Here is a 15,652-nt window from a genome sequence, read left to right as displayed (position 1 = left end):
CTATCTCTGCGAACCGTAAGAATCTTGCCAGTAGAGCAACCGTTTGCCAGCCGAGGCTAAAATCGCATCCGTCAGTTTGCCAAACACCGCAAACAGCAGAATGCTTGCCAGAATAATGTCGGGGCGACCAGTGGTTTGCCCATCGACGAGCAAATAACCCAAGCCCTGGCTGGCTCCCATAATTTCGGCAGCGACAACAAACATCCAGCCCATGCCTAAACCGCTGCGTAAGCCAACCATGTAAGCAGGCAGAGTGGCGGGTAAAAAGACCCGCTGAATCAGTTGCAGGCTGTTGAGCCGATACACTTTGCCCACTTCTACTAACTTGCGATCGACATCCTGAACCCCACTCATCAAATTCAAATAAATTGGGAAAAAGATCCCCACTGCAATCAGGACAATTTTTGACGGCTCCTGAATGCCCAGCCACAGGATAAATAGCGGCACCCAGGCAAGCGATGGAATATTTCGCAGGGATTGCAGCAACGGGTCAAGAAATTGGTGCGCCAATCGAGAATACCCGGTTAGCGCACCCAGAACCGTTGCAACCACACCGCCAATCAAAAACCCTAGCGCCACCCGATACAGGGTAATGGCAATATGCTTGAACAATTCTCCACTGCGGGCTAGATCCCAAATCGTCTCCAGTACCGTAGACGGAGCAGGAAGCAGATTGGGCGGGAAGAACCCAATGCGGGATAATCCCTCCCACCCAATCAGGAGGACCACTGGCAGGGCTAATCCCCTAGCCCAGAGCCAGCGTGAGGAGAACACCTGACGCGATCGCCCACTAAACTCAAAGGACGGCGATCGCTGAGATACCGATGAAGAACTGCCCATAAATCATGCTTGATGAATAACACTTTGTAGGTTGAGTTAAGGCAGGAAACCCAACTCACACCTATCGGCTACCGACCTTAGCCGTGAACTGGGGATCAATCAACGAAGCAACCGTTTGCTCAACATCAACCGATTCCTTAATCACCCCACTCTTTTTGAGCACATCACCTGCGGCTAAAATTACTTGCTTTTGGGCATCGCCAATGCGTGAGTTAGACAGATCGGTACGCTCCAACTGCTTCTCAGCTACCGCGTCGGTCAGTTTGGATTCTCGTACCAGTACTTGCTTCAACTCTGCTGGGTTTTGCAGTGCCCACTGCCGCCCTTTCTCGTAAGCGGCTAACACCCGTTCCACATCCCTGGGATACTGCTGGGCAAACTCTTCGCGCACGTTCAGCACACCATAACTGTTGAAGTCGGGGTTGCGGAAAAACAGTTTAGAGCCATTCTCCACCTCAGTCCGTGCCATGTGGGGGTCAAGCCCTGCCCAGGCATCCACATCCCCTTTTTCCAGGGCAGCCCGTCCATCGGCATGTTGCAGTTGCACCAGTTCAATATCTTTCTCACCCAACCCTACCTGATTCAAGGCTCTGAGCAAAAAGATATAGGGATCAGTCCCTTTGGTTGCAGCCACTTTCTTGCCCTTGAGGTCAGTGACCGACTTAATTGGTGAATTGGAGCGGGTCACCAATGCTGTCCATTCCGGTTTGGAATAGACATAGATGGACTTAATCGGATTGCCATTGGCTTTCCCAATCAGGGCAGCAGCACCGGCAGTGGAGCCAAAATCAAGACTGCGGGCATTGAGAAACTCCAGCGCTTTGTTGCTGCCCTGACTCAGAACCCACTCCACCTTGATCTCATCAGATTTTAGTTCGTCCTCAAGCCAGCCTTTTTCCTTCAATACCAGACTGACCGGGTTGTAGTAGGCGTAGTCCAACCGAATCGTATCGGGATGGTTTGCGACTGGCTGATTACTGCCACAACTGCTTAAAAAGGAAAAACTGAAAATCAACGCCATGCTGACTAACCAGAGGGGTAAGCGTTGATGCCATAGATAATAGCGGTTCATAATTCTGTTCAACATAGGACATCATTGAGTTGAAAGGATAATTGAGCGGCATTAATTCACGGGTTGGAGCGATCGCGCAGGAACTTCTTTGTTTAGCCATTCCAGAAACGCTGGGTTCACATTGCTAGGAGTAATTTCGGCAATGAAATTGGTATATGAAATGTGTTGCTGAATCGTTTGCTCGATTAATGTGTGATACCCATCCTGGGTTTTCACGATCAGAACCACTTCGGGTTCTTCGGTGAATTCGCCTTCCCAGCGGTAAGCACAGGTTATTGAAAACCAATTGACACACACCGCTAGTTGCTTTTCTAGTAGTACTCGACCTATTTTCCGAGCCTCTTCAGCGGTGTTCAGGGTGACGTAATAGAGTTTCATTTTTTTTAGAAGATGATGGATATCAGGTGTCAGAGATAGTCGATACATTTACGCAGGTGGTAGCAGATACATCTAATGCAACGAACCTGAAAATGAAACTGGATGTAGCAACATGGCTACTCCCAAATCAATTAGAACAATACTCACAATCGGAATTAATTGCCGTCCCCAACTGACGGTGCGCTCCAGCAACATAACCCCTGTTAGCCCCAGCATCCAGATCAGATGCTGTGCTCCCATCACAAACATGACCAGCATTAATGCCCAACAGCAACCCAGGCAATAAACTCCGTGATGGATTCCCAGATTCCATGCCCCTTTTAAGCCTCGTTGATAGTGGTGAGTCAGAAAACTAAAGGGATGGCGGCAGACGGTTAAACAGCGTTCTTTCAAATCGCTGATCTGAAATAAACCGGCAAATACCAGGGTCATCCCTGAAAGCAGCCAGGGGTTTTGCTGTAACCAGGGCAGGGCATTGATCAGTTGAGATAATCCCCATCCGCCAAAGAATGCCAGCAGCGCAAACCCACTCCAGAGGGTGAGATAGGCAGCTAAAAAGATCAGCAATGCGAATGAACCGGGCTGCTGCTGACTCAGTTTTACAAATAGCCGAATCAGCGGCAGGCTGGTTGGCAACATCATGGCAACCACCATCACCTGCCAACTGGCTAAAAAGCCAAGCAGTTTCAGCAAAAGGGGATGGGAATTCGGTTGAAACAGCGCATCATAGTGCAACCAGTGCCCTTGCCCAGTGATCGTTGCAACCAGCGCGATCGCCCAGGCAACCAGAATTAATCCGCCCACCAGGAGCAGGTCGGGCTGGAGCAAAGGGAGGGGGGAAGAGGGAAGAGGGAGTGGAGCAGAATTTCTCATATCCTACGCCTCGAAGTGAAATTCGCCCTGGATAGCGTTGCGTCCGGTGTATTCCCAGACCAGGTTAAATTCCGGTAGATGCACTCGATGATGGGAAGCTTTGGCAACGTAGGCGGGGGAACCGGGGATGGTGCTAAAAATGCTGTCTACCAGTTTGGTGGGCTTACCGTCAGCACTCCGGTAGGGAGCCATCTCTGCACTTAATACTTCCCCAATCTGAATTGTGCCCTGCCCTTCCTGAATGTGATAGTCAATCGGGGCAATCCGAACATCCAGTTCTTCACTGACCAGGTGTGCCAGGTCAGCCAGTGCTCCCCCTAATTCGCCTTTGAAGACCTTAATGAGTAAATCCAACTGCTCGGTTGTGCCATTCGCATCCGCATAGATGACTGCCCGCCAGTTCCCGGCTAAAACGTTGCCGGGAATGTAGACAATCTTGACCAGGGTTAATCCAGCAACATCCACCCCTGTGATTTCGCCGCGTTCAACATGGTAAGCCACAAAACTATCGCACGCTCCATTGTCTGGATCTTCACCAATCCAGCAGGGGCAGGGAGTTTTGCAGGAGCAGGCTTCCAAAATCTGTCCAGTTAAATTGTAGGTTTTGGTGGCTGTTGTCATGGCAGCAAGGACTGAGGGAAAGGAAAGTGAGAAAAGAGGGCAGATAGACCGAGCGAACTATCTGCCCACCCCTTAGGAAGGTGTAGAGTAAGGCTGAAATGGGCAGTGGGAGAAGGAGGTGTGATTTAGGCTGGAGTCAGTTGTTTGGAGGCAGTTTGGGCAAGTGTGATTGCATTGGCTAACGCTTGCAAGGAAAGGTTCAATCGTTGTGCGACTTCGTCATCCAGTTGAATACTGCCGTCCTCCTGGCGTTGAATCTGTTTGTCGATCGCATAGACCGTGCTGATGAAACTGCGTGCGCCCAACTCAGACAACACCGGCTTCAGGGCATAATCAATGGCAAGGTAATGGGCGATCGTGCCTCCGGTGGCGAAGGGCAGCACAACTTTGCCAGCTAATGCTTTTTGGGGCAGGAGATCCAAAAATGCTTTCAGAACGCCGGTGTAGGAGGCTTTGTAAATGGGAGTTGCAATGATTAAGCCATCCGCTTTTTCAATCAGTGCTTTGGGTTGCTCCAGGGCAGGACTGTCGTATCGTCCGTAAGCAAGATCTTCAGCGGGAATGTCGCGCACGGAGAGAATGTCGGTTTCGATCCCCTGCTGTTGAAGGTGTTGAGTCGCGTACTCCAGCAAACTGTAGGTGCGGGAGGGGTGGGAAGGACTGCCTGCAATCGCCAGAACGTAAGCCATCGTTGTAAAACCTCGTTGCGTTAATCCACTGTGGTGGATATTTTTTCAGTGTCTAATTGCTTCGGATAAACCTCGTTTGCCACAATCTCGCCAAAGGGACTAAACATGACATGCTGTTGGGTTTGAGTTTGGTTCTCTAACGGCAACCGGGGGAAGAGTAATTCTGCGGTGCGATAGGCTTCTTCCAGGTGGGGATAGCCAGACAGGATGAACGTGTCGATGCCTAAATCGGCATATTCCAGCAGCCGTGCTGCAACCGTGTCAGGGTCGCCGACCAGGGCGGTGCCCGCCCCACCTCGAACCAAACCAATCCCTGCCCACAGATTGGGGCTAATTTCCAGCACCTCCCGGCTACCGCTATGCAGGGTTGTCATCCGCCGCTGCCCTTCCGAATCCATCCGGGAATAGGCTTTTTGAGCCGCTGAGATCGCTGACTCATCGACATATTGAATTAACTCTTCCGCTGCTTCCCACGCCTTGCTTTCCGTCTCGCGCACAATCACATGCAGGCGAATCCCAAACTTGAGCGATCGCCCCGCCGCTGCCGCTAATCGACGCACAGATGCAACTTTCTCTGCCACCTGTGCCGGAGGTTCACCCCAGGTGAGGTAGACATCCACATGCTTGGCGGCAACCTGCTGAGCAATCGGTGACGATCCCCCAAACCACAGGGGCGGATAGGGTTTCTGAACGGCTGGAAACAGGACTTTGCCCTCCTGCACATTCAAATAATCGCCCTGAAAATTAGACACTTCGCCCTGAGAAATTGTCCGCCAAACGGTCAAAAACTCATCTGTCAGCCGATAGCGATCGTCATGGCTGAGATGAACGCCATCCCCCGCCAACTCAACTGGATCACCGCCCGTCACCACATTAATCAGCAACCGACCACCGCAAAGGCGATCGAACGTGGCTGCCATCCGTGCGGCAACCCCCGGCGACATCAACCCCGGACGGATTGCCACCAGGAACTGCATCCGTTGGGTATGGGTAACTAGCGTCGAGGCCACAACCCAGGCATCTTCACAGGAACGTCCGGTTGGCAGTAACGCACCCGTATAGCCCAGGTGATCTACTGCCTGAGCAATCTGACGCAGGTAAGCAAAATCAGTGGAGCGTCCACTGATTGCGGTTGCCAAATACCGACCATCTCCGTGGGTGGGAATAAACCAGAGGACTTGCATTGTGATGGTGACAGCTAAAACTAATTTCTGTAGATTCGGCTTTCTCTGTTAAACTACGGTTCTTCGCTAGATTTACCGTAGTTTATGGAATAACTATGGAGTATGGCATAGATCGTCAGAGCAAGCAAGCCTACGTTAGAAAAACAGATGGTGTGCTGAACATGGGCACTCAAACAGAACCAGAGCGGTTTTTAGTCTGCTGACTTGGCAGTTATTAGGACAACACTGTATCGTTGTTCTCAAAAAATATGGGTAAGATCGCGGCTTAACACAGATGGTGGGAGGAAACAAGTTTTTTGAATGCCTCGTTCGGCAAAAGGGAGAAAAGGAAGAAAAGGTAGACATAGTAACCCTTTTCCCATTACGGAATAGGATTACTTCAGTCATGGAGGGGCGCAGGACAAGCATCTATGTGTCAGCTACTGGGAATGAACTGTAACGTGCCGACGGACATTTGCTTTTCATTTGAGGGGTTTTGTGCCAGAGGCGGCAAAACAGATGACCATAAGGACGGGTGGGGCATTGCCTTTTTTGAAGGGTTAGGCTGCCGTGTATTTTTAGATGATAAGCCTTCGATTGCATCCCCGATCGCAGCGTTAGTTCGGCAATACCCGATTAAGTCGATGAATGTGATTGCCCATATTCGGAAAGCAACGGTGGGTCCGGTGGGGCTGGAAAACTGTCACCCCTTCGTGCGGGAATTGTGGGGACGCTATTGGGTGTTCGCCCATAATGGAGATGTGCCCACATTGCAGCCTAACAATACCGGGTTCTACCGTTCTGTAGGACAAACCGACAGTGAGCGAGCTTTTTGCCTGATCCTGAATCAACTGCGGCAGGCGTTTCCCGATCAGAAGCCACCCTTAGAAACGTTATATCCAGTTTTGCAACAGGTCACTCAGGCGATCGCCAGTCATGGCATATTCAACTATTTGCTTTCCGATGGAGAGCATTTTTTCGCCCATTGTTCGACCAAGCTTTGCTACATTATGCGTCAGGCTCCATTTGCAGCCGCTCACCTGATTGATGAAGACATCACGGTGGATTTTCAGGAATTGACAACATTGAGCGATCGGGTTGCCATTATTGCCACCACTCCTTTGACCGATAACGAAACCTGGACAGTGATGCAACCCGGTGAGCTGATAGCATTTCAGGACGGATCACGACTCAAGCTGACCTCTGAGCAACCCTGAGTCATCAATTCAATTTATCGTTTTGACAAAAAAGAACATTTGCTTCTATTAATCGCCCTGCGTAGAGTAAGAACATACCGAATGCAGCTTTTCCGAATGGTGTGAACGCTATCTGCTAATCAACTGCATTCGTGAAAGATTTCGATCAACGTGTTACCTCGAAGCGGTGAAGCATGAACCCAAATCAAACGATGCAAAAGCAAACGGACGCTGAACAGCCATCGGCTGTGGTTTTAAAGCAATCGGCAAGAGCCAAACTTCAGCCACCTGAAAAAATTCCTCCCACCTTTGGGCAACGGCTGGCTGACAAAATGGCAACTAAAGTAGGTTCCTGGGCATTTTTGATTGGGCAATCGGTGGTGCTAGCCGGATGGGTTGGCGCGAACCTGATGCCTGGGGTGCCCCACTGGGATGAGTCCCCCTTCATCATGCTCAATCTGGTGTTTTCATTCGCCTCTGCTTACACGGCTCCCGTGGTGCTGATGAGCCAGAACCGTCAATCAGAAGAAGACCGGGAAAGTGCCAACCACAATTATCAGGTTACATTGCAGGCGGCTCAAAATATTGAATTGCTCCATGAGAAAATGGATGCGATGTATACGCAAAAGTTGGAAGAATTGAGCAACCTGATCAAACAGCAACAAACAGCTAGTGAAGTTAGAGTTGTTTTGGTGCGTGACCCAGAAATGAAGGGTGAAAAAATAACGGAAATGCTGCCTGTGCTCAATACAAAGCCCAATGGCATGTTTTTTGTCAACGTTGAAGGGCAATCATTTCAATCTGCCCTGGATTTAGATAGCGCCACGGTAAAGGCTTCCTCTTCAGATAGCAACCCCTGCCGCAACTCCTGACATTCCTTTTTGTGACGACAGATCAGGCGCGCCAAACAGTCCGGACTGAATGCACATAAAACTTAGAGAACTTATTCCATCATGAACGGACTTATCACAGTAATTTCAACCGGCTTTACCGCCTTCACAGCTACCAACCTGGATGATATTTTGATCCTGATGTTGTTTTTCTCCCAGGTCACCGCAGTTTTTCAGAGAAAGCACATTGTTACAGGTCAATATCTGGGATTTGCTGCCTTAGTGATTGCCAGCCTGCCCGGTTTCTTTGGTAGCCTGCTGCTGCCCCGCCCCTGCATTGGCTTGCTTGGTTTAGTCCCGATCTCCATTGGCATCAGCCGCCTGGTTCATTTGGAGGAAGATGACAGTTCTACTTCAGAGGAACCGCAAGCTCAGCAAACCTGGTTCAGTAGCTTGATTTCCCCCCAGGCTTATAGTGTGGCAGCGGTGACGTTTGCCAATGGTGGAGACAATATTGGGATTTATATGCCGCTGTTTGCAAGCTGCACCTGGCAATCGCTGGCTTTAACGGTAGGGGTGTTTTTCTCCCTTGTAGGAGTCTGGTGTTTTGCTGCCTATCGTTTAACACAAGTGCCTGCGATCGCTGAAACCCTAACCCGCTACGGCAGTCAGCTTGTTCCCTTTGTGTTAGTTGGTCTCGGAATTTTGATTCTGATTGATAGCCACACCTTAGAAGATCGAGGTCTGGTAGTTCTGACTCTGATTATCAGTGGTTGCTGGCTGATCTCCCTGGTCAGGCAAATCGGGCAACGGTCTGTAACCATCCTGCCTCAACCGGAAACCCTGACGAATCAAAGATAAACCTTAAAGAAGGAGAATTTGCATGAAATTGTTCAAAGTCTTACTGGTTGCGCTCGTATTCTGCATTAATCTGGCGGTCGCCCGTCCCTCTCTGGCAGAACCCAGTTACTTTAAGCTGATGCGAAACCCTGAATATACTCAGGTGACCCAACAACTGAATAACTTAATGTCAACCGATACCCAAAATGCCACGCCTGAAGAAACACAAGCGGTTCAGAACCAGATCATGAATTTGCAAATGCAAAAATATGCCCTGGAAACCGGAGAAAACTGGGGACAGTGTTTCAACATGACTGGACATACCCTGGCAATCTACGGTAAGGGTAAAAACGTCAAAAAGCACTTTCCCTTTGGTCAGGCACCCAGTTCGATTTACTACCTGGCAAGTGGTCAGGCAACCGATGATGAATGGGACTGTGATGGGGTGTATATTCCATCAGAGGTGAAGGTTGTAGGGCTGGAACCCGCCGATGGTCAGGCGCGGGGCCCCGTTGCTGCGACTACGGTGGATGGCAGTCAAATGATGGTGATGTCCTATCCGGGAAGCTCTGAGTGGTCGCTTAGCCTGACTCCGGCACAGGTCTATAAGCCCGGTGACCCGTGGAGTGTTCCTAACTTCACTCAGGCAATGATTGATCGCCAGTTTCCCAACGCACCAATTAACGATTAATCGTGAATCATCCGATCCCCAACTTCTTGAAAAAGTCGGGGATCTAAAGGGAACTCAACAACAATGCAAACTTCAAAACCACGCACAAAGAACTCCATTCCACTCAGTTCTGAACGAGTGCGGGATCATCTAGCAAATGAACGAACGTATCAAGCCTGGATGCGAAGTGGGATCGCCTTGATTGGCTTTGGGGTGATCATTGTGCGGTTTCGGATCAGTCGGTTGCCTATGACGTTTCTGCCAGGTAATGGATTCAGATTAGGAATCCTGTTTGCCCTTGTGGGGATGTTCACGTTGTTTCTGTCTGTGCAACATTACTTTTTAGTTCGCGACACGATTGAGGGAAACACCTATCAGCCAGCCGATCAGTTAGTCATTTTATTTAGCTTAGTGATTGGGTTGCTTGGTGCTGGAGTTATTTATTATGTGTTCGCTATCCCGTTTGAGTTTTCTTCTCAACTGCTGATTGAATAAAGTCTTATATCTGATAAACCTTACCAATTTAGAAACCCGTAGTTTTTTCCTGGAAAAATTTTCAATTCTCAACTTGGATGAGGTTTAACCATGATTTGCGCTTAGATTTTTTGTTCTCTCACTCCTTAATTTCAAAATCAGGAAATAGCGATGATTGAGTCCTTGACAAGTTTCACTCCTAACGGCTGGTCGTTAGATCTTGTGGGAATTTTGCTGGCGCTGGTGACTCTGGAAACGGTGCTATCCGCCGACAATGCGGTTGCCCTGGCCGCGATCGCCCAGGATATGCCCGACCTCAAGCAACAGCGTCGTGCCTTAAATTGGGGACTCATCATTGCGTTTCTACTGCGAATGGGGCTGTTGTTAACTGCTTCCTGGGTGATTCAGTTCTGGCAATTTGAATTAGCTGGGGCACTCTATTTGCTGTGGTTAGTCGGAAAGCATTTTTGGGGACGGTTATCGGGCAGCGAAGCGGAGGATGATCAGGCAACGCGATCGCCCACGACGCTGTGGCAACTTATTCCATTGATTGCCCTGACCGATCTGGCATTTTCGATTGACAGTGTCACCACTGCCGTTGCCCTCTCCGATCAGATTTGGTTGGTCTTAACCGGATGTTTGATTGGAATTGTCACCCTGCGTGTGATGGCAGGGGTATTTATCCGGTTATTAACAACCTTCACTTACCTGCAAGATGCGGCGTATTTAACTGTTTTTGCGGTAGGGCTGCGGTTGCTAGTCAAGGCGTTCCAGCCCGTCCTGCTTCCCCCCGATTGGACAATGCTGATGATGATGGCAATCCTATTTACCTGGGGCTTTTCCAAGCGGGTTGTGCCAGAAATGCAAGAGGATGTATGAGATAGTGCAAAATGCAAAATGTTGGCTAAGTCCTGAAGGGTACGTTATGGACAACGTGTTACTTGTCTTCGCTGCATATTCTAGTTCGAAGGCAACCCCAATTGCTGACGTAATTCCTTGTCATAGAGAGCATGTTGCCAGTTCTTAGCTTGCATAACCTGTTCTTTAGTTAACCCCTTAGCTTGTCGAAAATCTGCAACGGATGGGATTAAGTTACTCGGTCTATTGATTTCACTTGCTCCTTTGTTTACGTTAGGAGGTAAGCTATCATCGGGTTTACCAAAGTCCGCGCCACTCAAATTCACATCACTTAAGTTTGCTTCTTCAAATGTAGCCCCCTCAAGATTTGCACCGCTAAGATTTGCACCTCTAAGATCCGCTTCTCTAAATTTGGCATCCTTAAGATTCGCACCGCTCAGGTCCACACTCTTTAGCTCTGCATGTGTTAGATTTGCCCTACTCAAAATGGTCTTTTGAAGAACCGCATTATTGAGAATTGCCATATAAAGGTTAGCACCTGTCAAATTTGCTCCACTGAGGTAGGACTTGAATCGTGCAGGTCCACATCCATCATATTTAGAACAATCCGGCTCTTCTCCTGTATCCCCAAAGTTTGCTCGAATTAGCCATGCATCTTCAAGAATAGCCCCTTTAAGATCGACAGCGCGGAGATCAGCAAATATGAGATTAGCTTCCCTGAGATTGGCTCCACTGAGCGTTGCTTCAAAAAGACTTGCCCCAGGGAGTTCTACTTTAACAAGACAAGTATCATTAAGGCTGGCACCATTTAACGAAATGATAGGCTTGCTTGGGGTATAGGTGCGCGAGGACGAGAGTAAATTGTTACCCTGCCATTTCAGTTGAAAATTTTTTAAGCCTGAATCTTTGGATTGAACTAAACCAGCTCTGATTAAATGTCTGATAATTGGACCCTTTTGATCAATACGTTGACGCATGCATACAACTCCTGCTGCCTCTGTAATAGAAGCTTGTTGAGATTTTTGTTCTCCAAAATTTTGGACTTTTGCTTCAGGCTCCAAATCTGGATTTTGTAGCAACATGACGGTGCTTGCTGCCAAGAAGGTTTGTAGATCTGGATTGTTCTGTAAATCACTTTGAACAAGAATTTCCGAGAGCTGATTGAAATAGTTGGTTATAGCTAACTGAGATCTCGTTTCTTTTGCCTGTTGCGCCTGTTGAACTCTTAGTGCCTCTGCACGATCGTTTTCTGCTTGTTTAAATGCCTCAGCTATAAAGAAGAGGAAAAGAGGGATAGCGATGCTTCCCACAATTGCCCCAACAATCTGCAATGCGCCGTTGTTGTCATTAGTCCACTTCCATGCCCTTGCGATCTGCTTCTGAACGTTGCAAAAGTGAGGAGTAACAGCAGCTTTTAGTTCTTGGTTAGGTGGCTGATTATTTTCCTGCTGGTCTTGTAAAATTTGCCCGTCAGGAGCAGGCTGTATTGATTGTCCTTCACTGGGTTCTGGTAATTGCAATTGAGTCATAGTAGATCACCACACTACATTTCTCAATCTACCTCTAACAAGAACTATTTGGAAATCATACTGAGGCTTTTAGAAAAGACAGGAGTTGTAAAAAAATGATTAAAAACTAACCTATTTATAACTATTATTTTAATCAAACCTAAAGTGTATACGTAGATTAATAACAAAATTTTGCAATCATCCATATTCAGCTAATCTATACCAACAGTGATGCTTTCATCTGATAGCCAAGTGATCTTCTCATACTCCACATGACAAGGGACGCTTATTGGGCAGAAGCAGGCAAAATAATCTGTCCCAGATGCTTCAAAATCTGGAGAACTTCACCTAACTCATGCCGTCGAGGAAATAGCGAAAAGGTACGCGATGTATCGTACTCTGGTGATTCTGTTTGGACGAGCTTAAGAAACACAAATTCATCCCCGTTGGTTGCCATCCCAAAGGTGGGTGAACCATTCTGGGGATTTGCCAGCATATAAGCCAATAATTGAGGTAAAGCAGCAGGAACGGGAATACTGGTTCGTTTGGATTCAATCACCAAAATCCACAGGCGTTCCTGGATCACCAGCGTATCAATAAATCCGCGAATAACTTCCTGGGGATCTTCCAGTTCTAACCCCACGCCATAGGGCGATCGCAGTCGAAAAGGGGGATCTAAAAACCCTGCCAGTTCCAGCAGCGGGGCAACCACCACGAGGTTAATCGTGCCTTCTAACAGCAGCCCATCTACTCGATGGTAGTCATAACGGTGTTTAATCCGACCCACCCCCGTGCGATCGCGATCGTCCAAGACAGGCAGAGCATCCAGCCATTCACTAAAAAAGCGATCGTCGGTTGTCTGATGCAAATTACAGCGTCTTTCTAGATCGCCCAAGCTTTTAATTGATTCCGTAATCCCAATACCACTAACCATTGGCTGATACCTGCTTGCTACTTTTCAGTCTAGCAATGAGCCATTCACAGAGTTGCGTTTTCCACCTTCTGCCTGTATCATCGCCTCATAGATAAATACGGTAAGTCTACTGAGTAACCGTAGATTGTAGGCGAGGATGAAATGTCGCTGTATTTGATTGAAGGAGCGCTAAAAGGTCTGCAACCGGAGCAGATCCAGCAATCCCTGGAGCAGATAGCCACTAAAGCAGAAGCCAACCAGGGAGAACTGATTGAAGCCCAGATTGGAGAAGATTTGCAGCGCTTGTTTGTGGTGATTGATGCACTGGAATCTGCGATCGCCCAGCAAAGCTTTGAAGCAGGTGGATTGACCGTCACGCTGCTGAAACAGGTGCGTCTGATTGGGCAAGACCTGGCAACGGTCAAAGCTCGCAAGGGGAAAGCAAACTACCTGGTGGAGTGGAATTTACCGGCAGGTTTGACCATGGAGGCTTACCTGAAACGGAAAGCCGAAAAGTCTCCCCTCTATGCCCAGGTGCCGGATGTGCAATTTGAGCGTACCTACGTCTGCGAAGACTTGAGTAAATGCCTCTGTTTCTACGACAGTCCCGATGAACCCACCGTCAAACAAGCACGGGAAGCGGTCGGGGCACCCATCGATCGCCTCACCCCCATTCGCAATCTGCATTGAGGAACCTTCAGATGATCAGTCAGGATTCAAAGTTGCAATTGCAATTAGCTGAACGCGCCGGACGCTTAAATGATGGCTCGAACGGCAGCAGTGTCGGTGAGTCATTGGCTCAACTGGCACAGGCTGGCTGTTTAGGTTTGGGGGTGCCGGAGTCGCTGGGTGGGGTTGGGGGAAGTTTGCTGGATGTCGTGGAAGCGATCGCCACCGTTTCTGAGCAGTGTCTCACCAGTGGTTTTGTTTTCTGGTGCCAGCGGGCATTTATTGAATATCTAGCTGCCAGTGATAATCGTTGGTTACAGGCGGAAATTCTGCCCCAGGTGTTGAATGCCCAGCTATCGGGTGCAACCGGGCTATCCAACGCGATGAAACACCTGGCAGGGATTGAGCAACTGCGAGTTGGGGCAAAATTAGATGCTGACACTGTGACGCTCAACGGATTTCTACCCTGGGCATCAAATCTGCGTCCGAGAGAGTTTGCCGTAGCGGTAGCCGCTCAAACCGAAAATGGGCGATCGCTCGTCGTTGCCGTTCCAGCCAGTGCCGCCGGACTGAAACGGGGTGAGGATCTACAACTTTTTGGCTTGCAATCTTCCTGGACCAGCACCATACAACTGAATAATGTGCAACTTCCCCACACCTGGATTATTAGCGACAATGCGCCGGATTTTCTACCCAACATTCGTCCGGCATTTCTGCTGATGCAATGCGGATTGGCGCTCGGTATGGCGCGGCGATCGCTGCAAGAAATCCTGCAAAGCATCGATGGCAACAATGAACAGGCATTGACCGCCCGGTTGAGGTCCAGCGCAGTGACGCTGGCAAGCCTGGAAACTCAAATCTGGTGTTTGAGTAGCTTAACCGCTTTTACCCTGGCACAGACCCGTCAGCTATTTGAATTGCGGATTGGGTTAACCCGCATAGCCGTAGAACTGGTGCAATTGGAACTGGAGGCAAAAGGGGGAGCCGCCTATCTCAAACCTAGCGGGACTGCCCGCCGCTTGCGAGAAGTCGCCTTTTTGCCAGTGTTGACCCCCAGCCTGGTGCAACTGGAAACCGAATTACACCGTCACGCCCTGGCAGAGGATCGGGTATGACCCATTTCCAGACTGCGATCGCCCACTCAAAAACGCCTCCTGCATCGGGAGACGCTGTGTTGATGGTGCGGCAGTTGCAAAAAGACTACAACACCCGTCAGGGAACGTTCACGGCATTTGCCGAAATCGATTTGCACATCCATGCCGGAGAGGTCGTCTGCCTGGTGGGTGCCAGCGGTTGCGGCAAGTCTTCATTGCTGCTAACCATCGCCGGATTACAGCCCGCCAGTCAGGGTGAAATCTACTTGCAAGGAAGCCGTCTGACTGCACCCCACCCTCAAATTGGGCTGGTGTTTCAACAGGCGGCACTGCTGCCCTGGCTGACCGTCTGGCAAAACATTGCCTTTGGTTTGCAACTCAAGCAGATGGCTCGCCTGTCCCGTGGGGAGGTGCGATCGCGCGTCAGTGAGTCCATTGCCAGTGTGCATTTGCAGGGATTTGAGCGGGCGTATCCCCATCAACTGTCGGGTGGCATGGCGCAGCGGGTGGCATTGGCGCGTGCCCTTGCCCGTCAGCCCAAATTGTTGCTGTTGGATGAACCCTTCAGTGCCCTGGATGCCATCACCCGATTGGAAATGCAAAAGCTGCTATTGGAGGTGATTGAACGCCATCAAAGTACGGTTTTGCTGGTGACTCACGATATTGATGAGGCACTGCTGTTGGGCGATCGCGTCTTACTGATGAGTCGCCACCCCGGACGGATTCATCGAGCATGGCAGGTTAACCAACCCAAGCCTCGCTTTCAGCAGGCACAGGCATTAACTAAACTGCGGCTCACCATTCTTGAAGAACTCTCAACCGTGATGGATCAAGTTACTTAAGTAGAACCTGCGTAAACCTCGGAGGTTTTAACCAGATATTGAATGATGACCCGTACAGGCGCTCAAACCTCCGAGGTTTTGGCACCAGCGCCCCAACCCCTCCAGATCCCCGGCTTCTCTAA

18 protein-coding genes are annotated in these 15,652 nt (G+C 49.4%); 9 read left to right on the top strand and 9 right to left on the bottom strand.

From position 1 onward, the window contains the following. The 7 genes from AC1S52_RS16810 to ssuD all read right to left on the bottom strand — a co-directional run bounded on the left by AC1S52_RS16810 (position 1) and on the right by ssuD (position 5,657). Positions 1–840 (bottom strand): ABC transporter permease, encoded by an 840-nt coding sequence (locus AC1S52_RS16810; RefSeq protein ID WP_482030185.1) that lies wholly within the window; start codon positions 838–840, stop codon positions 1–3. Positions 841–901: 61 nt separating this feature from the next. Beyond that, complete coding sequence (locus AC1S52_RS16805; RefSeq protein WP_482030184.1) at positions 902–1,927, bottom strand: aliphatic sulfonate ABC transporter substrate-binding protein; 1,026 nt, start codon at positions 1,925–1,927, stop codon at positions 902–904. A 36-nt stretch (positions 1,928–1,963) separates the two neighbouring features. After that, positions 1,964–2,290 (bottom strand): divalent-cation tolerance protein CutA, encoded by a 327-nt coding sequence (gene cutA, locus AC1S52_RS16800; protein ID WP_482030183.1) that lies wholly within the window; start codon positions 2,288–2,290, stop codon positions 1,964–1,966. A gap of 72 nt (positions 2,291–2,362) precedes the next feature. Next, positions 2,363–3,163 carry a DUF2182 domain-containing protein gene (locus tag AC1S52_RS16795; protein WP_482030182.1) on the bottom strand — a complete coding sequence of 267 codons (801 nt, stop codon included), beginning with the start codon at positions 3,161–3,163 and terminating at the stop codon, positions 2,363–2,365. A gap of 3 nt (positions 3,164–3,166) precedes the next feature. Then, positions 3,167–3,784, bottom strand: coding sequence for a DUF1326 domain-containing protein (locus AC1S52_RS16790; protein WP_482030181.1), 618 nt, complete (start codon positions 3,782–3,784; stop codon positions 3,167–3,169). Positions 3,785–3,909: 125 nt separating this feature from the next. Further along, positions 3,910–4,473 (bottom strand): NADPH-dependent FMN reductase, encoded by a 564-nt coding sequence (gene ssuE, locus AC1S52_RS16785; protein ID WP_482030180.1) that lies wholly within the window; start codon positions 4,471–4,473, stop codon positions 3,910–3,912. A 20-nt stretch (positions 4,474–4,493) separates the two neighbouring features. Continuing rightward, positions 4,494–5,657, bottom strand: coding sequence for an FMNH2-dependent alkanesulfonate monooxygenase (gene ssuD, locus AC1S52_RS16780; RefSeq protein ID WP_482030179.1), 1,164 nt, complete (start codon positions 5,655–5,657; stop codon positions 4,494–4,496). A 410-nt stretch (positions 5,658–6,067) separates the two neighbouring features. Here ssuD and AC1S52_RS16775 point away from each other — a divergent pair, with 410 nt between their 5' ends. The 6 genes from AC1S52_RS16775 to AC1S52_RS16750 all read left to right on the top strand — a co-directional run bounded on the left by AC1S52_RS16775 (position 6,068) and on the right by AC1S52_RS16750 (position 10,525). Continuing rightward, positions 6,068–6,853 carry a class II glutamine amidotransferase gene (locus AC1S52_RS16775; RefSeq protein ID WP_482030178.1) on the top strand — a complete coding sequence of 262 codons (786 nt, stop codon included), beginning with the start codon at positions 6,068–6,070 and terminating at the stop codon, positions 6,851–6,853. A 173-nt stretch (positions 6,854–7,026) separates the two neighbouring features. Further along, a complete protein-coding gene (locus AC1S52_RS16770) occupies positions 7,027–7,704 on the top strand; it encodes a DUF1003 domain-containing protein (protein WP_482030177.1) in 678 nt (225 codons plus the stop codon). 81 nt (positions 7,705–7,785) lie between these two features. Continuing rightward, entirely contained in the window at positions 7,786–8,523 is a 738-nt protein-coding gene (locus tag AC1S52_RS16765; RefSeq protein ID WP_482030176.1) for a cadmium resistance transporter, read from the top strand. A gap of 22 nt (positions 8,524–8,545) precedes the next feature. Continuing rightward, positions 8,546–9,193 (top strand): hypothetical protein, encoded by a 648-nt coding sequence (locus AC1S52_RS16760; protein ID WP_482030175.1) that lies wholly within the window; start codon positions 8,546–8,548, stop codon positions 9,191–9,193. 63 nt (positions 9,194–9,256) lie between these two features. Beyond that, a complete protein-coding gene (locus AC1S52_RS16755; protein ID WP_482030174.1) occupies positions 9,257–9,667 on the top strand; it encodes a YidH family protein in 411 nt (136 codons plus the stop codon). Between the two features lie 150 nt (positions 9,668–9,817). Beyond that, positions 9,818–10,525, top strand: a complete 708-nt coding sequence (locus tag AC1S52_RS16750) for a TerC family protein (RefSeq protein ID WP_482030173.1) — start codon at positions 9,818–9,820, stop codon at positions 10,523–10,525. Between the two features lie 80 nt (positions 10,526–10,605). Here the strand turns inward: AC1S52_RS16750 and AC1S52_RS16745 are convergent, their stop codons facing one another. Together AC1S52_RS16745 and AC1S52_RS16740 are read right to left on the bottom strand one after the other, a co-directional pair. Continuing rightward, the gene (locus AC1S52_RS16745) at positions 10,606–12,033 is read right to left on the bottom strand and encodes a pentapeptide repeat-containing protein (protein WP_482030172.1); all 1,428 of its coding nucleotides are present in this window, start codon (positions 12,031–12,033) and stop codon (positions 10,606–10,608) included. A 265-nt stretch (positions 12,034–12,298) separates the two neighbouring features. Next, positions 12,299–12,946 carry a type I restriction endonuclease subunit R gene (locus AC1S52_RS16740; RefSeq protein WP_482030171.1) on the bottom strand — a complete coding sequence of 216 codons (648 nt, stop codon included), beginning with the start codon at positions 12,944–12,946 and terminating at the stop codon, positions 12,299–12,301. Positions 12,947–13,087: 141 nt separating this feature from the next. Between AC1S52_RS16740 and AC1S52_RS16735 the strand changes: the two genes are divergently transcribed. The 3 genes from AC1S52_RS16735 to AC1S52_RS16725 are packed head-to-tail and all read left to right on the top strand — an operon-like array spanning position 13,088 to position 15,530. After that, complete coding sequence (locus AC1S52_RS16735; protein WP_482030170.1) at positions 13,088–13,615, top strand: DUF4242 domain-containing protein; 528 nt, start codon at positions 13,088–13,090, stop codon at positions 13,613–13,615. An 11-nt stretch (positions 13,616–13,626) separates the two neighbouring features. Next, on the top strand, positions 13,627–14,709 hold the full coding sequence (locus tag AC1S52_RS16730) for an acyl-CoA dehydrogenase family protein (protein WP_482030169.1): 1,083 nt from the start codon (positions 13,627–13,629) through the stop codon (positions 14,707–14,709). Next, positions 14,706–15,530 carry an ABC transporter ATP-binding protein gene (locus AC1S52_RS16725; RefSeq protein ID WP_482030168.1) on the top strand — a complete coding sequence of 275 codons (825 nt, stop codon included), beginning with the start codon at positions 14,706–14,708 and terminating at the stop codon, positions 15,528–15,530. Before AC1S52_RS16730 ends, AC1S52_RS16725 begins: the two co-directional genes overlap by 4 nt. Positions 15,531–15,652 lie beyond the last annotated feature (122 nt).

It is taken from the genome of Kovacikia sp. CALU 1929, from assembly GCF_056784235.1.
This window is presented reverse-complemented; position numbering and strand designations above follow the sequence as displayed.

What these genes read in the sequence shown, in the direction of transcription:
- AC1S52_RS16730 (WP_482030169.1), top strand. Translation starts at nt 13,627, where the DNA reads ATGATCAGTCAGGATTCAAAGTTGCAATTGCAATTAGCTGAACGCGCC.
- AC1S52_RS16735 (WP_482030170.1), top strand. Translation starts at nt 13,088, where the DNA reads ATGTCGCTGTATTTGATTGAAGGAGCGCTAAAAGGTCTGCAACCGGAG.
- AC1S52_RS16805 (WP_482030184.1), bottom strand. Translation starts at nt 1,927, where the DNA reads ATGTTGAACAGAATTATGAACCGCTATTATCTATGGCATCAACGCTTA.
- AC1S52_RS16770 (WP_482030177.1), top strand. Translation starts at nt 7,027, where the DNA reads ATGAACCCAAATCAAACGATGCAAAAGCAAACGGACGCTGAACAGCCA.
- AC1S52_RS16750 (WP_482030173.1), top strand. Translation starts at nt 9,818, where the DNA reads ATGATTGAGTCCTTGACAAGTTTCACTCCTAACGGCTGGTCGTTAGAT.
- AC1S52_RS16725 (WP_482030168.1), top strand. Translation starts at nt 14,706, where the DNA reads ATGACCCATTTCCAGACTGCGATCGCCCACTCAAAAACGCCTCCTGCA.
- AC1S52_RS16755 (WP_482030174.1), top strand. Translation starts at nt 9,257, where the DNA reads ATGCAAACTTCAAAACCACGCACAAAGAACTCCATTCCACTCAGTTCT.
- AC1S52_RS16740 (WP_482030171.1), bottom strand. Translation starts at nt 12,946, where the DNA reads ATGGTTAGTGGTATTGGGATTACGGAATCAATTAAAAGCTTGGGCGAT.
- ssuE (WP_482030180.1), bottom strand. Translation starts at nt 4,473, where the DNA reads ATGGCTTACGTTCTGGCGATTGCAGGCAGTCCTTCCCACCCCTCCCGC.
- AC1S52_RS16790 (WP_482030181.1), bottom strand. Translation starts at nt 3,784, where the DNA reads ATGACAACAGCCACCAAAACCTACAATTTAACTGGACAGATTTTGGAA.
- AC1S52_RS16745 (WP_482030172.1), bottom strand. Translation starts at nt 12,033, where the DNA reads ATGACTCAATTGCAATTACCAGAACCCAGTGAAGGACAATCAATACAG.
- cutA (WP_482030183.1), bottom strand. Translation starts at nt 2,290, where the DNA reads ATGAAACTCTATTACGTCACCCTGAACACCGCTGAAGAGGCTCGGAAA.
- AC1S52_RS16765 (WP_482030176.1), top strand. Translation starts at nt 7,786, where the DNA reads ATGAACGGACTTATCACAGTAATTTCAACCGGCTTTACCGCCTTCACA.
- AC1S52_RS16775 (WP_482030178.1), top strand. Translation starts at nt 6,068, where the DNA reads ATGTGTCAGCTACTGGGAATGAACTGTAACGTGCCGACGGACATTTGC.
- ssuD (WP_482030179.1), bottom strand. Translation starts at nt 5,657, where the DNA reads ATGCAAGTCCTCTGGTTTATTCCCACCCACGGAGATGGTCGGTATTTG.
- AC1S52_RS16795 (WP_482030182.1), bottom strand. Translation starts at nt 3,163, where the DNA reads ATGAGAAATTCTGCTCCACTCCCTCTTCCCTCTTCCCCCCTCCCTTTG.
- AC1S52_RS16810 (WP_482030185.1), bottom strand. Translation starts at nt 840, where the DNA reads ATGGGCAGTTCTTCATCGGTATCTCAGCGATCGCCGTCCTTTGAGTTT.
- AC1S52_RS16760 (WP_482030175.1), top strand. Translation starts at nt 8,546, where the DNA reads ATGAAATTGTTCAAAGTCTTACTGGTTGCGCTCGTATTCTGCATTAAT.